Source organism: Lawsonella clevelandensis (assembly GCF_001293125.1).
In the GTDB taxonomy this organism is placed as follows: Bacteria; Actinomycetota; Actinomycetes; order Mycobacteriales; family Mycobacteriaceae; genus Lawsonella; species Lawsonella clevelandensis.
The window spans coordinates 1,015,342-1,030,933 of record NZ_CP009312.1 but is presented as its reverse complement, the minus strand read 5'-3'; the positions used below and the strand labels follow the sequence as shown (position 1 = coordinate 1,030,933).

The following is a 15,592-nucleotide window of genomic DNA, read 5'->3' as shown; positions in this document are numbered from 1 at the left end:
GTCCAATCGCTCTCTACTGTGTCACCATTAAAAGCCCCAGCCGTGTGCTGGGTACACGTTTCAGTACCGGCTGTCGCCCAGCGGCAGCCAGCGATTGGAGGAAATCCATGGGACGCTACCACAAGGCGTGTGTTGCGATCGCAGCCACCATCAGCCTGCTCGCAGGCTCCGTGTGGGGCACTGGCACCGGTTTCGCTAAAGAAATTGACCCCAACGACCCCGAATACAACACCCCCGGATTCCCGCTCCCCACTGTGGAAGACAATGAGAACGACAGCCCCCTCACCGGCGGTCGCATAGACTGGGGAATCACTGACGATACCCCCGCCCCCTTCACCGTGTTGAACTATGGTGGCCTACCCCTGCCCATCGACAACTTCGTCAACATCGGCGACTCGTACACCACAACCGCCTTCTACGCCACCACCCTGGGAGAACCCTGTTTCCACAACGCCATCGGCTTCTCCGCCGCGGTAGGTGCGCAGACGGGCCTTGCTATCCGTGACGCCGCCTGTGCCGGTGCGGGCATTCCCCACTACTGGCACACCATGAAGTCCTTCCAGTTCCCTATTGCGAAGGCACCCCAACGTCTGGCTATCGACAAGCACACCAAACTGGTGGTGGCGTCGCTGGGCGGCAACGACACTTACACCAGCTCCATGATCTCGGTACTGGCGGGATGCCTGGCTAGCTGGTCCATTCCCAAGTACTACAACCAGGGCAATCCGTGTGCCCGCAAGATGGCTCCCGAGATGATGCCGCGGGCCAAGGCACTGGTGCCTGCCCTCACCTACATGTACAAGGATGCGAAGAAGCGGGCAGCGAAGGATGCGGTCGTCATCGCTATGGGTTACTTCAACCCTTTGCCGAAGAACACAGAGAAGTGCCTCATTGATGGCCCCGCCCCCAAGGGCGACCTGAAGTTCATCAATGAGATCTTCAGCGTCATCAACCATTCCATTCGCACTGCCGCCAAGAAGGCAGGGGTGCTTTATTACAATCCCTCCGCGGAGGAGGACTACGCGCAGTCCAGCTGCGGTGCCCCGTTCGCCCGCATGATTTCTATTACCGGCCTGCCGGAGTACTCGGTGCCGTTCCATCCCACGCTCACCGGCCACTACAATGCGGCGGAGCATGTGGTGAAGCTGTACAACCAGGAGTTGACGGCTCGCCGGCGCGGTAAGACCATTGCCCCGCAGACCTGGAAGGCCCCCTACCATCCAGTGAACTAGTTGCCGGACGTGCGCCCTGGGAGTGTGCCAGGGTGCACGTGTCAATGACTGTGCCGGGCTTGGGCTGCCGAGCGTAAGGGGGTGCTAGTGTCTCTCCAGTAAACGGTTTCTTGCATAGCAGTAAATAATCATTGTCTAGCAGGTGAACAATCGTCTAAAATCGTGCCAGCTTGTTCTTTTTTCAAGGAGTATCACTATGCACAAACGTCTAACGCACTCCCTCACCGCCAGTCTTTCTGCTGCCCTATTGCTGGTCGGAAGCTTGGGGCAGACTGCCGCCTGGGCTTCATCCGAGCCGAACCCCGAACCTACTCCCGGGTTTCCACTTGCCGGTAAGTATGGTTACCCAGATGATAAATCCGATATTAGTGATTCCACTCCTACCCCCTACACTGTCATCAATTACGGCGGTATCCCCACCAAGGGACCGAACTTTGTGAACATTGGTGACAGCCACACCGTCACCGCCTGGGTCCCCACCACCATCCCCGAACCCTGCCTCCACAATGCGTTGGGCTTTGCACAGGTTGTGGGCCAGAAAACCGGCCTGGATGTACGGGATGCCTCTTGCGCTGGCGCCGGCATTGAACACTACTGGCACACCAAAAACACCTACCTGGGTGGCATCCCGAAAGCCGCCCAACGGCTTGCCGTCAACCAGAACACCAAGCTGGTGGTGGCGTCGCTCGGAGGCAACGATACTTACGACGATCCCATGGCTGTGGTAATCGCTAAGTGCTCCGATTTTTGGGCCAAGAAAAAGCCATGTGCCGACTACCTCGCCCCGCAAATGATGACCCGGTCGAGGGCACTGTCCCCCGCCATGTACTACATGCTCATGGACATTAAGGCGCGGGCTGCAAAAGATGCGGTGGTAATTGGTATGGGGTACTACGCCCCGATGCCGCGGAACTATAAGGGCTGCTGGGCGGATGGTCTCCTACCCGACGGTGATCTGAAGCTCATTCACGACTATGTGGTGGAGCTGAATCATCAGATGCAGATGGCCGCTAAAAAAGCTGGCGTGATCTTCTACAATCCGTCGCAGTACATCACCTTCAAGACTTCTGGTTGCGGCACGCCCCAGGAACGTCTAATTACTCTGACGGGCCTCCCCGAGGCGAATATGCCTATTCACCCGACGCTGCGGGGCCAGTGGCTGTCCGCTGACACGGTAGTGAAGCTCTACAACCAAGAGCTGACGGCACGGAAGGCTGGTACGTCTATTGCACCGGCTACGTGGACGGTTTCCTACGACACCAAGGGCTAGTTATGCAGCACCTTTAGGGGTGTTTAGGGGCGTTTGGGGGCGCTTAGGGGTGTGTGTCGACTAACAGAATAATGAGCACGGCAGGTGCCCTCTTTGTGGGGTACCTGCCGTGTATGTATGTTTGCTGAAAACTTTTAGGGGATGAAGTGTTCTTAAGTGTCTACACTCTGACACTCGTGACAAATTTATTCTAGTTGTTGCAGTACTCTAGAAAACACAAGACCTGCCACCCACAAACTAAGAGAATCCACTATATTTGCATCTTAAAGCATATTAAGTTATGACACTCCGCGTTTCCTATGTCTCACAATATGAGCATTATGAACACGATCACATTTATTAAATCATGGGTGGATGATTATTATATCATTCGGTTGTATGCATACAACACTACTTATTTATAACAAGGAGAACCCATGCAGCACTCCACTCCCCATGCCGTAATTGCCGGCATCGCTGCCAGTCTGCTGCTCGTCACCAGCACCGGCCATGGCCTCGCCTGGGCGGACGACAATGACGACGCCGCTCCCGGAACCGTCATCAACGAGCCCGGAGCCGAAACCAACCCCATGCCCACCCCCGGCTTTCCCCTGGGCGGCAAATACAACTACCCCGCCAAAGGATCCGACTTCAACGACTCCACCCCCGCGCCCTACACCGTCATCAACTACGGCGGCATCCCCCACAAGGGCCCCAACTTCGTCAACATCGGAGACAGCCACACCGTCACCGCCTGGCTCCCCAGCACTGTCCCCGGCGACCCCTGCATGCACAACGAATTCGGATTCGCACAGGTAGTAGGACAAAAGGCCGGCCTGCCCGTGCGTGACGCCTCCTGCGCCGGCACCGCCATCGAAGAATACTGGCATACTGGCTCCACCTTCGTCGGTAAAATCCCGAAGGCCGCCCAGCGCCTCGCCATCAACAAGAACACCACGCTCGTTGTCGCCTCTCTCGGCGGCAACGACACCTACCTGGATACCGCCGCCGAACTCATGACTAAGTGCGCCAAGCGCTGGAAGAAGGGCGACGCCTGTTCACCCTACCTAGCCCCATCTATGATGGGACGCGCCCGGGTCCTATCCCCCGCTATCTACTACATGCTCAAGGACATTAAGGCCCGCGCCGCCAGCGACGCCATCATCATCGCCATGGGCTACTACTCGCCGTTCCCCAAGAACTTCGACGGATGCCCGGCCGAGAAGATTGTTCCCAAGCGTGACATAGTGTTTTTCCGCGAGTTCGTGGAGGAGCTCAACCACCAGATGCAGCTGGCTGCGAGGAAAGCCGGCGTCATCTTCTACAATCCCTCCCAGTACATCGACTTCAACACCTCCTCCTGCGGTGCTCCTTTCCAGCGGTACATCGTGACGGCCGGTGCGCCCGAGATCAACATGCCAATTCACCCCACCCTCTTCGGCCACTGGAAGTCCGCAGACACCGTAGTGAACCTCTATAACCAAGAACTGCAGGCCCGCAAGGCCGGAAAGTCCATCGCCCCCGCCACCTGGACCATCCCCTACGGCGTGCGCGGATAACTCACCCCGCTGCCGCGCACAGCTCACTGGCACGCCTTCCTGGCTTGCCCCTGAGCGTGCACGCTACACCCCTCCTACCAGAAAGGGATTCTTTTCTTTAGATAAACCCATACAACACAGCAGTGCGGCAGCCTCTTGCGGACGGCTACCGCACTGGTTGTGTAGTGAGTTGGGGTAAAGAGCTTGGGTAGCGAGCTCGTTTGAGGGGCTCATGCAGATGGCGACGTTAGGCCAGGGCGCCCATCGGGTCCCAGGCGGGCAGCACAATGGGTGCCTCGCCAGCGTCCACCACCGCCCGCAGGTCGGCAGGCAGGCGGTCCTTGTGGACAGCGATCTCAAAGACGTACTCGTCGAACCAGGAGGCGTTCATAGTGAAGAAGCCCTTGTCGGCAATGTCCTCGCCCCAGCTGTTTTCCACGCGGAAGCGGCGGGCGTTGCCGTCATCGTCCACATCCACACCCACGAACACCATGGCGTGGGTCATCAGGCTGTCGCCGTAGATCAGGCGATTAGCCTTATCGAGGGTGAGGTCTAGGCTGTAGGCGCCTTCGTAGTCGTAGAGGTGAGCGTCCCAAATGCCCAGGTCACGGCTGGACTGCTTGTTGGTATCGCAACCAAACCACACCGGGTCGCCATCAACAATGGTCTCCTTGACGGCCGTCTTCAGCACCTCAATGGGGGCGTTGAGGTAGGTGACGGGAGTGCCGCCTACCACGTTGCCCAGCCGGTCCACCGTGTAGGTTTTGCCGTATTCGCTGGTGGGGCGCGGGTCGTTGACGACGCATACGTAGTCGTCCAGATCCACGGTGATGTATTTGTCAGCGAACTCCAGCGGGGTCATACGCCCGGCGCGGGTGAAGGTCTTGTCCTTGTCTTGCCACTCCCACTCGAAGTCGGTGGGCGGAGTGCCCAGGTGGATGGCAAGCACACGGTAGATGGTGCTGAGGATGTCCTGCTTGGCAGCGTCCACCTTGTGCGGGTCGGCGTCTGCTTTTCCGCCCTCCACGGCGATAAGCTCGCGCAGATCGTGGGCGCCTTGGCGGAGGAGGGTTTCCAGGGCCTCGTTGAGGGAGGCGGTGCAGCTGGAGGATTCGGTTTCGGGCATGGCGCTCTTCGGCACGACACCGTACTTCTTGACGAGAGCAACGAACATGTTCCACTGGCCGCCGTCACCGATCGGGTCGGAGAGCAGGTGGTGGACGGTGCGGTCGTCGGCGTCGGCGTCGGCCAGGTCGATCATGGATTCTAGGAAGTAGTTGGATTTCTCCAGCTTGTCCCAGAAGAGCATCCAGTTCTGGGAGAACTCGAAGTCTTTGACGTTGAGTTGGGTGGCGGCGGCGTAGCGCAGGGAGTTGAGGCCGGAGAATAGCCAACAGCGGCCGGACTTCTTTTGGTTGGTCACCTTCCAGTCATCAAGGCGGTGGCTGACGGTCTTGTCGATGCCGACGGCGATGGTGCGGTCCATCGCGACTTTCTTGATGGGGGATTCGGTGACGGCGTTCTGCATCAGCCGGTTGATGGGGCTGGCGGCGAAGTCGTCCTGGTAGCTGGCCAGGTTGTCCGCGGAGATCATTCCGTGTCCTGTCCTTTCTCTGCGCTCTCGGGGTGTGTGTTTTGACGTATTCCAGCCTACTCGCCTGGTCAATTGCGGTGCTGGGGTTGGTGGATGGTATGTGAAGTACCGCCTGGCCTACGGGGCGGTCGGCGCCGATTCCGCTGATGGCAACTATGCTGACAGTTTTTCACGGGCCAAGGTTGGTTTAGGGGTGCCAGCTACGCGTTTGTGGGTGTAAATAGGCACTCTTCTTAGCTGGGAGTTTGCTCACTGAGAGTGAATTAACTTAACACTTTTGGTAAAAATGAAACTTTTGAGTCTTTTTCGGAATCGATTAATGGCCTTTGAAGTTGCTATTACTTCAGCTTGGAATTTCGTACAGGCCGGTGTTCATGGAAACACTCTGATGTGAGCGAAAAACAGATGTTACTATCCGAACTATGAACACTCAAACCCCCTTCGCTAAGCGAATCGTCGCACTCGGCGCTGCCGCTGGCCTCGGATTCTGCCTCGCTCCCCTCACCGCAGCTAGCGCTGAGGCTGCCGAAGTAACCAAGCCTATTGCACAGGACTGCCACTCCAATGGCGTTCCCCTCGACTTCAACGCTGACATGGTCCGTGATGGCGACCACGTCACCATCACTACCCCCGACAACGTCAAGGTTGGAGACGAGTACACCATTACCGTCGACTACCGTCCTGACACCATTATTGGAAAGCAGCAGGGCGCCGATGTTCTCGAAATGCAGAACATCGCCGTTCGCTGGGCCATCAACGATCCGAGCGCCTTCGTCACCGCCAAGATGCTCAACAACGGCAAGTCCCTAACCGGCCCCGCCAAGATGAGCCTGGTTGGTGGCAACCGCCTCGTCTTCTCCAATATGAACGTTTCCGTCAACGGCAAGGATACCGTCTGGTACCCGCCGACCTTCCAGGTCACCTTCAAGGCCACTAAGGCTGGCGAACTCCCCACCCTGCACCAGGTCATCGAAGGCCCCGCCGGCCAGCGCAATAATCCGGAAAACTGGATTGTCATGGACAACCATGTCAAGCACCCCCTCCTTGGCGAAGCGACCTTCCACATGAACTGCATGGCCGCTGCTAAGGGCGGCGGAAACCTTGAAGCCACCCTCGCAACCGTGAAGGCTGCCCCTGGCGCTAACGGAGCCACCGTTGCCGACAACAAGGCTGGCGAGAACAAGTCCAACAAGGGCTCTGAAGTGAAGGGCACTGACGGCAAGGCCTCCAAGAGCAACTCTGCTGGCAGCACCGTCGGATCCGACGGCCTCATCCGTGAAGATACGGACTCCAGTGTTGATGCCAGCACCACCAACACCGACGAAGGCATGCCCGGCTGGGGCGTCGCCCTCATCGTGATTGTCTGCCTTGCTGCGGTCGGCGGCATTGGCTACGGCATCTACCGTGCACAGCAGAAGAAGAAGGGCAACGCCTAAGAGCTGCGCCTCGCGGATCTGCTTCCAGCGCCATTAGCACTGGACGGTAGCGCCCCGCATCTCTTCCTCAGACCAAAAGGAAATACAGACTGGGTGGGCTGCACAAGCAGTCCACCCAGTTTTTTATGCGTTCCTATGATGCGTTGTTGGTCTAGTTCTGGTGACGCACCTGGCGATGTGTCTGGTTATGCGTCTGGTTATGCGCCTGGTGATGCGCCTGGTTATGCGCCTGGTGACGTTTCCTCGCGCAGCTGGTGCTGTTCAGCGCGGGCGGCAGTTCCCGGCCACATCGCAGTAGCTCAGTATGCCACCAGCCGGCCGCTACCTTTACTGCGTATCGTCCCGCTGCGGGATTGCATCCTCGTGCAGCTGGTGCGGGTCGTCTCCCTTGCCGTCATCGTTCGCATCCTCCACACCGAACTCACCGCCACGCGGCGCATCGTGCGCAGCAGGCTTGCCGGCCTGCTCCGTCGGCGCATTACGGCCCGTATTGAACAGCAAGTTGAGGATAATCGCAGCCACCGCACCAATACAGATGCCGGAGGAAAGGAACGTTTGCAGGGCAGCCGGCATGGTGGAGAACAGGGTGGGGGAGACGGCGGGCAGCAGCGCCAGGGCAGTGGGCACCGCCACCACCCAAATGTTGGTGTTGGTGAAGGTCACCTTGGACAAGGTGCGTACACCGCTCGCGGCGACCGTACCGAAAAGGGCGATGCCGGCACCACCCAGCACGGGGGCCGGGATGGCAGCAATGAACTCCGCTGCTTTAGGGAGCAGGCCCAGCACGATGAGGATGCCGCCGGCCGAGGCCGTCACATAGCGGCTTTTCACCCCGGTGATGGAGAGTACGCCGATGTTCTGGGCGAAGGCCGTGTACTGGAAGGTGTTCATGAACCCACCCAGCACGGTGGCGAATCCGTCGGCGCGGAGGGCGTCGGCTATGCGCCGTTTAGTGATGGGGGTTTGGGTGGCTTCGCCGATGGCCAGTACGTCGCCGGTGGCTTCCACCATAGTGACTAGGGAGACGATACACATGGCGATGATAGCGGCTGGCTGGAATTCCAGGCCAAAGACCAGTGGGCGGGTGACACCTACCCAGTTAGCTTTCTCGATGCCGTCAAAGTTCACCATGCCCAGGGGGATGCAGACGAGGAAACCTGCGATCATGCCGACGAGGACGGAGACGCGGGCCAGCCAGCCTGGGCCGAAGCGTTCGATGATGAGGATGAACATGAGCACGCCCACCGCGATACCGATATTGAGGCCAGAGCCGAAGCTGCCGTTGGCTTTTGCGGCGCAGGAGCCACCTACCCAGTCCGCCGCCACCGGCATAAGCGTGAGACCGATGATGAGGAGGACGGTACCCGTCACCAGGGGAGGGAAGAAGTGCAGCAGTCGGGAGAACAGCGGCGCGAAGAGGATGATGAAGAGCCCGGAGCAGATGACGGCACCGTAGATGGCGCCCAGCCCATATTGGCTGCCGATGGTGACCATAGGGATGGCGGCGGAGAAGGTGCAGCCTTGGATGAGGGGGAGGCGGACGCCGAAGCGCCAGACGCCGATGGATTGCACGATGGTGGCGATGCCGGCGACGAGGAGGTCCGCGGTGATGAGGTGCGGGATGTAGCTGGGGTCCATTTTTCCGGCCTGGACCAGTGCAGATCCCACGAAGAGGGGGACGGCGACGGCTCCCGCATAGCAGGCCAGGACGTGTTGGAAGCCCAGGATGAGAAGCTGCCAGAACCCCGGGTTGGCGTTGACGTCGGGGTGCATGGCAGTGTTGTCTGCGGGGTCGGTGCTGACAACGCCGGGTTGGCCGGAGGCGGGAGAGGGTGCTGGCTCAGTGCTCATAGGTGTTAGTTTAGGGGCAGGGTGGGGCTGTTGTGTAAGCGAAATGTGCCCTTTTAGCTGTGCGTTGGTAGATTAGGAGAGTAATCCACCGCAAAGTGCGGTGGCAGTGAGAGGACATTATGCCTAAGTCGAAAGTGACGAAGACTGACCTTTCTGAGGGTGTGAGCCGTACTCCGGTTAAGGTGAAGCAAGCGACCACGCCGATCGTGTGGCTCGTTATTATGGGTATCTGCCTGGTGCTGGGCCTCGTCTGGATCGTTGTGTATTATCTGGTGGCCGGCCGTGGCATTATCCCGTTTGTGGATACTCTGGGTGCCTGGAACTACGCGATTGCCTTTGGTTTGATGGTGATCGGTCTTCTGATGACGTTGCGGTGGCGCTAACCTGCTGCCGTGCGCTTGTGGCAGTTCGATAGCGTCGATAGCTGCTAGAGCGGTTTTTAGCGTGAAAATCCCCGATGCTGCTGTGGCGTCGGGGATTTTTTGTGCATCGGGGAATTTTGTGTGGGTACAGGTGGGACTGGGGCCAGTCCAGCCGTACGCCGCTTTAGGGGTTATCCACAGATTCCACAGGCTGTGGATAAAAAGAGGTGTGGATGACTCAATCTATTTTCCTCTCAGATTGGTATTATGATTGCTGGTACAACAACTAAGAAAAGTTGCTCTGTGAATAACAACCCTGTAATTCATCCACAATGTGGATAACCCTGTGGAGAAGTGTGTGTTGATGCCGTCCGATACTCCCATCCGGTATGAATGGTCGCCGAACATTGCCTGGCGCATCGCGGGCATCGTCGTGGGCGCTTTCCTCTTCGCCCTCTCCTTCATGCCCAACGTCAGCACCGGCGGAAAGATTCTTCTGATCCTCGCCGCCTTCACCGTCGTCTGGAACGGACTAGCCGGCCTCATCCGCCGTCCCCGCCTCGTCATCACCGACACCAACCTGCACGTGCGCCGCACCTTCCGCGACCACGTCTACCCCCTCTACTCCATCCACGGCTTCCGCATTGACCGACCCAGCGGCATCATCCAACGTTTCCCCATGCTCACCTTCGACATCGCCCGCGTCGAGGACTGGGCCGACCTCCGCACCGAGTTCGAGCGCCAACACACTCTCCCCCTGCCCCTCCCCGCCATGGAGAACCGCCAGCGCGACACCCTAGAAGTCCTCACCTGGGGCGACATCGGCGTCAACCCCCTGGGGATTGCCACCGACCTCGAAGAAGCCGGCATCCGCAACCTCAACAACTAACATTTCAGCGCCACTGTCGCTTTCCACCTCACTACGTGTCCTAATGAGTTGACTGCGGTGACAGTGAGTTATGTCCAGCAAGCGGCGATGCCACACGGCTTCTCTAAGGAGAAATTACGTGTAACGTCAACGATCTTCTGTTCTATCGCTTTTCCGATCGCCTAAAAATGTCACACCCTCTCGATACCATGTAGCTGGCAGAAAAAATCTACTTAAGGAATCTTTCGTAGATAGTGAGCTTCTTCAGATGGGCAGCAAGAGGGCACTATGGTTACGAAGCATTTTTACCTCCAATTTGCTGAAGATGAAAATGATTGGGTGCAATCATGCAGCCCACAAGCTCGTGCAATTTGGGCAAAAACAGGTGAAGAAGGAGCATGGCTTAATCTCCCCCAACATCTTCTGGATGCAGCCTGTGTAGCAGCATATTTGTGGGAGAAATGGGTTGCCCCATCGATAAAAAAGAAACTCTCCGAGCTATTAAGCCTTAATGAGGATGATTGTCGAGCCCTCTATATATTTCTATCGGGCGTTCACGATGTCGGGAAAGCAACCATTACTTTTGTACGCCAGATAGAAGACAGGGTTGATTATCAACACTTATTCACCACCATGTCGAAACATGGTCTTCGTTTAGAGAATTCTGCCGAGACTCTGTTTATTTCTATCCACGACCGTCTTCCACACTCTGTCGCATCGGGACGCATTGTCTCACAATGGTTGCAAGAGCGTGGGGTTAAAAAGAGGCTTGCTAATTCTCTCTCATATGTTGTAGATGCGCATCATGGTATGACGTCAAACTCTGGACTGCGTAAGGATGCAGAAAGCATTTTCTCTTCTTACCCGGAGGAATGGGCAGCCATTCATCATGAACTCATCGAGGGGATGGCTGATATAAGCGGCATTGGCCCGCTCCTGGAGACTTTTTCTTCTTCGCGGATTCGTCTGATGGCGGATAGTGAAGAGCTTTTAACTGGTCTTATTGTTATGGCTGACTGGATCGCCTCAAACCAGGACTATTTCCCTCTTCATGAAGAAGGTACTCAGTTAGAGCGTCTGCGTAGAGCAGTGAAATGTGTTGATCTCACTGGATCGTGGCAGTTACAAAAGCTTCCTACTGAAGTAGATCAACTTTTCCGTCAATCATTCGGCTGGCCAACTACTATGTGTCCTCGACCAGTACAAATAGCTGCAGTAAACATGGCCCGCAGCAGTGGGAGTCCGTTCCTTATGCTTATTGAAGCTGCCACAGGGGAAGGGAAGACGGAGGCTGGTCTTGCGGCCGCTTCTATTGCCGGTGTACAGCAGGGCTCTCAAGGTATCTTCTTTGCGGCACCTACAATGTCGACGGCTAATGGTCTCTTCCAACGTACTGTGGACTGGACTCGCTATTCCACTGTTAGTAACAGTGTGACATCTTTATATCTCGCACATTCTCGCAATAAATTGTCGTCTCTTTATAGAAGTTTGCGACACGGCTACACCTCTATTGGCATTGATGAGGCTGAGGGCGGCTCCGTCATCGCTTCACAATGGATGTCTGGAAATAAGAAGGGCATTCTGTCCAATATTGTTGTGGGAACCATAGATCAAGTTCTTGCTCTGTCGTTGCAGATGCGCCACTCGATGCTTCGCCATATTGGTTTAGCGGGAAAAATCATCATCATTGATGAGGTCCACTCCTATGACGCCTATATGTCGTCGTACTTAGCGACGACTGTGCAATGGCTCGCTAGGTATGGGACAAGCATCATCATGATGTCTGCTACTCTCCCGCCAGAGCAGAAGAAGGCACTGGTTGAGGCTTATGCGGAAGAGGGTTGTCGCGAGCCTTTGAGATCAGATGAATACACAATGCTGGACAACGAAGCTTATCCTCTGATCACAATAGTGAACGAGGAGGGAGTTCGCATTCAAGAGGTTCCTTCACGCCGTACTGACATGGAGGCACAGCTCACTCTCATTGATGATGCACTTGAGACCGTAGCGGATCTTCTCGAAGACTCACTTTCCGACGGGGGTATAGCGCTCGTCATTTGTAATACTATCCGCCGAGCTCAGGATCTTTTCCGTAAGCTCACTTCAGCGTTCCCGGAGGAAGTTGAGTTACATCACTCAGCATTCACCGCTACAGCTCGGTCAGCAAAAGAAGATCGACTGCGGGATATCCTTGGACCACATCAACACCGTGGTACTGGACGTCCAGATCGCCTTGTCATCGTTTCTACGCAGGTGGCAGAACAGAGCCTAGATATAGACGCTGATGTTCTCATTACTGATATTGCCCCGATGGATCTTCTTATTCAGCGTGCTGGAAGGCTTTTCCGCCATCAACGTCCTATGAGTGATCGCCCTCTGAAACTACAGTCACCCACGATATACATCCGAGGAATTAAGGAAGAGAAACCTGTACCTCTTTTTGATACCGGTACAGAAGCTGTCTATGACAAGAAGCTCCTCATGACTACCTACCTTCACATTCCGCAAGTGTTCCATCGCCCTGATGATATTTCTCTACTGGTAAGAAGTGTCTATAAAGAAGAACAGGATATGCCTGAGGAATGGCAGGAAGCATGGGAAAAATCTCGGGCTTCAAGCGATGCACAGCGAGACCGTGCGGAGTCTCGGGCGAGCACTTTTCGTATACCAAGACCACGGGAATCATCTCACCTTCCCTCTCTATTCGGGCAGTTAATATCCCCCAACAATGCTCGACGTTCTGAAGAAGAAGGGTACGCCCAGGTAAGAGATGCTGAACCAGCTATCGAAGCTATTGCTATTCAACAGAATAGAAATGGTGGCTATGGTCCGATGGATGAGCCATGGATCGAAGAAATTTTTGATACGTCGGAGCTTTCCTTTCGGCAAGCACTACAGCTAGCTGGTGTGACTTTACGTCTGCCGGCCTGGATGACGCGACGTGATGCAGATTTTGAGGAAGTGATTACCGACTTAGAAAACATGACGCCGACTAGTTGGGCTCAACAACCATTGTTAAAGGGCAAGGTTGCTCTACGTTTCAATGAAGAGCGTACAGCCCGCGTCGGCCAGTTTGATGTGATCTATTCTTCGGATTTGGGTCTCGAGGTTAAGAGAGTAATGAAATGAACTACTCATTGTTGAGTGAGCCTTGGGTAAAGGGAGAGGATTCTGCCGGAAACCCAGTAACATCAGGAATACGTGACATTTTCACTGGGGAAAGCACTATGGTGCGTTTGCAGGGGGATTCTCCTGCCCAAGATTATGCGATTCTTCGATTACTATTGGCTATCTTTTGGCGTGCTCATCATCCGGAAACACATGTCTCCCACGGAGATACTTTTGATTTCGGGATGTGGTTTGAAGAGACGTGGCTTCGTCTTAAAGAGGAGAAAGCAGACCGCTGTGTAGTGGAGTATTTAGCTCAATTCGAGGAACGCTTTGATCTTCTCCACCCCACTATGCCTTTCATGCAAGTGGCAGATCTGCATACTACAAATGATGATAGTAAGCCGGTTGGTCTCCTGATGCCGGAGATTAACAGTGATTACTTCACCATGCGGGCTGGCGAACGAAAGCACTACCTGACGTTAGACGAAGCGGCCCGGTGGCTCGTTTATACTCAGGCTTTTGATTTCTCTGGTATTAAATCGGGAGCTGTCGGAGATTCACGTGTTAAGGGCGGAAGAGGCTATCCCATAGGGCAAGGGTGGTCTGGCCTCACTGGAGGGACTGTTGTTGTTGGAGTGGATTTGTTTGAAACTTTCCTCTTGAACACAACAGCTAGTGCCCTTTATGGGAATGACGATCACCCTGTATGGGAAAGAATACCGGATGGTCCTGGGGTTCGAGCTGAACACTCTCCTACACACATGTGGCCTGTATCCCCTGCGGATCCTCAAGGACCTGCTGATTTAGCAACATGGCAAAGCCGACGCATTCGTCTTTTCCTCGATGAAGATGATCGTGTTTCACGTGTTCTCATCTCTAATGGGGATCGAATTCCTGATGCTGGGGCTAACATTCGCGCTGACCCTATGACGCCATACCGTTTTTCTACTAATAAATCGAAAAAGGGTTATAACGTTTCTTACCCACGCCCCTATGACTCTGAAAGAACTGTATGGAGGTCATTGGACGCGTTGCTTATAGCAGAGGGCGACACTTTTGAGGGGAGAGGTAAACCTCCACAGCAACCACAGATTCTCACGTCTTTAGCCGAGCTATCAAGTGAACTTGATGAAATACCTCACGTTCTTGACGTAAAGCTGGTATCGCTGGCCTATGATCCACGAGTTACGTCAGTGACTAACACCATTAGCACAAGTATGGGAATTCCGACCGCCCTTTTGACCAACAACTCAGCAGAGTCTAGAAATGCCGTCCGCCGTTCTGCATTGGCAACCAAAGACGCGGCTGACGCTCTTGGTAGTTATGCAGGCATGCTGCATGTTGCAGCAGGGGGAAAGTATTCCGTCCAGAGCTCTCCTACAGATTGCGTTCTCGCCATCCTTGAGCCACTTTTCACTGAGTGGTTAAGGAATCTCCACGCCAATAGCTTTGATGAGGTCATTGAAGCCACTGCTCACTGGGAGAAGATTGTTCGGCATCATTTAGAAGATCAAGCAAAAATCTTGCTGCGGGGAGCTGGCCCTAAAGCATTTGTTGGGGTCGTTGATGCCACTACAGGAAGCATCACCTCTGCAGGAACGTGTTACCGGCAGCTTGCGGGAAGACTTAATAAAATTCTTCCCTCCACTGCACCTGAAAAGAAACCCCATGTTCACACTTCAGATAGAAAGGATGGCATTTCGTGATGTCGGATGACTACGCTTCCGCATACCGCACCGCACCACTGAGAGTTGCTGTTGATGCTACTTGTACTCATCTCCAAAAAGATTATCTAGACAACACTGGCGATGCTCGTATGCACTCCAGCAGAGCGATATTGGCATCGTTACGTAGGGTATCCACTCTCGAACCGTCGAAATATCCTTTGGAATTTGAGAACGTACTCATGACATTAAACCCTCGTCTTGAGGAAAAAGCTCTTGGTAAAGGAGATGCGCCATCTCCTAGTGAGAGAGCAGCCTTTGCAGCAATGACTCTTTTTTCGGTTCACATGGAGTCCGCAACGAGCCCTATGCATAATCCGCGGGTGTCATTTGCAACAGCGTGTGGAATGCTAATTGGTCTCAATGAATCAGCCTCGATCAAACCGAGGGTTGATGCCATGCTATTGGCTGGAAATGAGAATTCCAGAATGATTCATATGCGTTCTCTCATTAATCTTCTGCGCAGAAGAGAGATCCCTTGTGATTATGGCTCTTTGGCGGAAGATCTGCGTCGCCTTTCGTACACAAAATCCCGCCCTGGTGTGCAACTCCGCTGGGGAAGAGATATTGCCACTGGCGTCTACCGCGCCAGTCAAACCAATTCGACTCATCAATAATTCTGAAGAA

At 55.1% G+C, this 15,592-nt stretch carries 11 protein-coding genes; 9 read left to right on the top strand and 2 right to left on the bottom strand.

From position 1 onward, the window contains the following. Window positions 1-107: 107 nt before the first annotated feature. From IY73_RS04480 to IY73_RS04470, 3 genes are all read left to right on the top strand, one after another. On the top strand, window positions 108-1,232 hold the full coding sequence (locus tag IY73_RS04480) for a GDSL-type esterase/lipase family protein (protein WP_053978943.1): 1,125 nt from the start codon (window positions 108-110) through the stop codon (window positions 1,230-1,232). Window positions 1,233-1,428: 196 nt separating this feature from the next. Then, entirely contained in the window at window positions 1,429-2,502 is a 1,074-nt protein-coding gene (locus IY73_RS04475; protein WP_053978942.1) for a GDSL-type esterase/lipase family protein, read from the top strand. Between the two features lie 416 nt (window positions 2,503-2,918). Beyond that, a complete protein-coding gene (locus IY73_RS04470; protein ID WP_053978941.1) occupies window positions 2,919-4,040 on the top strand; it encodes an SGNH/GDSL hydrolase family protein in 1,122 nt (373 codons plus the stop codon). 226 nt (window positions 4,041-4,266) lie between these two features. Here IY73_RS04470 and IY73_RS04465 read toward each other — a convergent pair whose 3' ends face one another. Next, window positions 4,267-5,613 carry a C1 family peptidase gene (locus IY73_RS04465; RefSeq protein ID WP_053978940.1) on the bottom strand — a complete coding sequence of 449 codons (1,347 nt, stop codon included), beginning with the start codon at window positions 5,611-5,613 and terminating at the stop codon, window positions 4,267-4,269. 422 nt (window positions 5,614-6,035) lie between these two features. Here IY73_RS04465 and IY73_RS04460 point away from each other — a divergent pair, with 422 nt between their 5' ends. Next, window positions 6,036-7,049, top strand: coding sequence for a hypothetical protein (locus IY73_RS04460; RefSeq protein WP_053978939.1), 1,014 nt, complete (start codon window positions 6,036-6,038; stop codon window positions 7,047-7,049). Between the two features lie 327 nt (window positions 7,050-7,376). Here the strand turns inward: IY73_RS04460 and IY73_RS04455 are convergent, their stop codons facing one another. After that, window positions 7,377-8,900 (bottom strand): nucleobase:cation symporter-2 family protein, encoded by a 1,524-nt coding sequence (locus IY73_RS04455; RefSeq protein ID WP_237025117.1) that lies wholly within the window; start codon window positions 8,898-8,900, stop codon window positions 7,377-7,379. Between the two features lie 119 nt (window positions 8,901-9,019). Here IY73_RS04455 and crgA point away from each other — a divergent pair, with 119 nt between their 5' ends. From crgA to casB, 5 genes are all read left to right on the top strand, one after another. Next, complete coding sequence (gene crgA, locus IY73_RS04450) at window positions 9,020-9,283, top strand: cell division protein CrgA (protein WP_053962032.1); 264 nt, start codon at window positions 9,020-9,022, stop codon at window positions 9,281-9,283. Window positions 9,284-9,626: 343 nt separating this feature from the next. Then, window positions 9,627-10,151, top strand: coding sequence for a PH domain-containing protein (locus IY73_RS04445; RefSeq protein WP_053978938.1), 525 nt, complete (start codon window positions 9,627-9,629; stop codon window positions 10,149-10,151). 267 nt (window positions 10,152-10,418) lie between these two features. Next, a complete protein-coding gene (locus IY73_RS04440; protein WP_082346567.1) occupies window positions 10,419-13,259 on the top strand; it encodes a CRISPR-associated helicase/endonuclease Cas3 in 2,841 nt (946 codons plus the stop codon). Continuing rightward, complete coding sequence (casA, locus tag IY73_RS08160; RefSeq protein WP_082346566.1) at window positions 13,256-14,947, top strand: type I-E CRISPR-associated protein Cse1/CasA; 1,692 nt, start codon at window positions 13,256-13,258, stop codon at window positions 14,945-14,947. Before IY73_RS04440 ends, casA begins: the two co-directional genes overlap by 4 nt. Then, window positions 14,947-15,582 carry a type I-E CRISPR-associated protein Cse2/CasB gene (gene casB / locus IY73_RS08155; RefSeq protein WP_082346565.1) on the top strand — a complete coding sequence of 212 codons (636 nt, stop codon included), beginning with the start codon at window positions 14,947-14,949 and terminating at the stop codon, window positions 15,580-15,582. Before casA ends, casB begins: the two co-directional genes overlap by 1 nt. Window positions 15,583-15,592 lie beyond the last annotated feature (10 nt).

Coding starts and splice junctions, on each gene's coding strand:
- IY73_RS04480 (WP_053978943.1), top strand. CDS start 108: ATGGGACGCTACCACAAGGCGTGTGTTGCGATCGCAGCCACCATCAGC.
- IY73_RS04475 (WP_053978942.1), top strand. CDS start 1,429: ATGCACAAACGTCTAACGCACTCCCTCACCGCCAGTCTTTCTGCTGCC.
- IY73_RS04470 (WP_053978941.1), top strand. CDS start 2,919: ATGCAGCACTCCACTCCCCATGCCGTAATTGCCGGCATCGCTGCCAGT.
- IY73_RS04465 (WP_053978940.1), bottom strand. CDS start 5,613: ATGATCTCCGCGGACAACCTGGCCAGCTACCAGGACGACTTCGCCGCC.
- IY73_RS04460 (WP_053978939.1), top strand. CDS start 6,036: ATGAACACTCAAACCCCCTTCGCTAAGCGAATCGTCGCACTCGGCGCT.
- IY73_RS04455 (WP_237025117.1), bottom strand. CDS start 8,900: ATGAGCACTGAGCCAGCACCCTCTCCCGCCTCCGGCCAACCCGGCGTT.
- crgA (WP_053962032.1), top strand. CDS start 9,020: ATGCCTAAGTCGAAAGTGACGAAGACTGACCTTTCTGAGGGTGTGAGC.
- IY73_RS04445 (WP_053978938.1), top strand. CDS start 9,627: ATGCCGTCCGATACTCCCATCCGGTATGAATGGTCGCCGAACATTGCC.
- IY73_RS04440 (WP_082346567.1), top strand. CDS start 10,419: ATGGTTACGAAGCATTTTTACCTCCAATTTGCTGAAGATGAAAATGAT.
- casA (WP_082346566.1), top strand. CDS start 13,256: ATGAACTACTCATTGTTGAGTGAGCCTTGGGTAAAGGGAGAGGATTCT.
- casB (WP_082346565.1), top strand. CDS start 14,947: ATGTCGGATGACTACGCTTCCGCATACCGCACCGCACCACTGAGAGTT.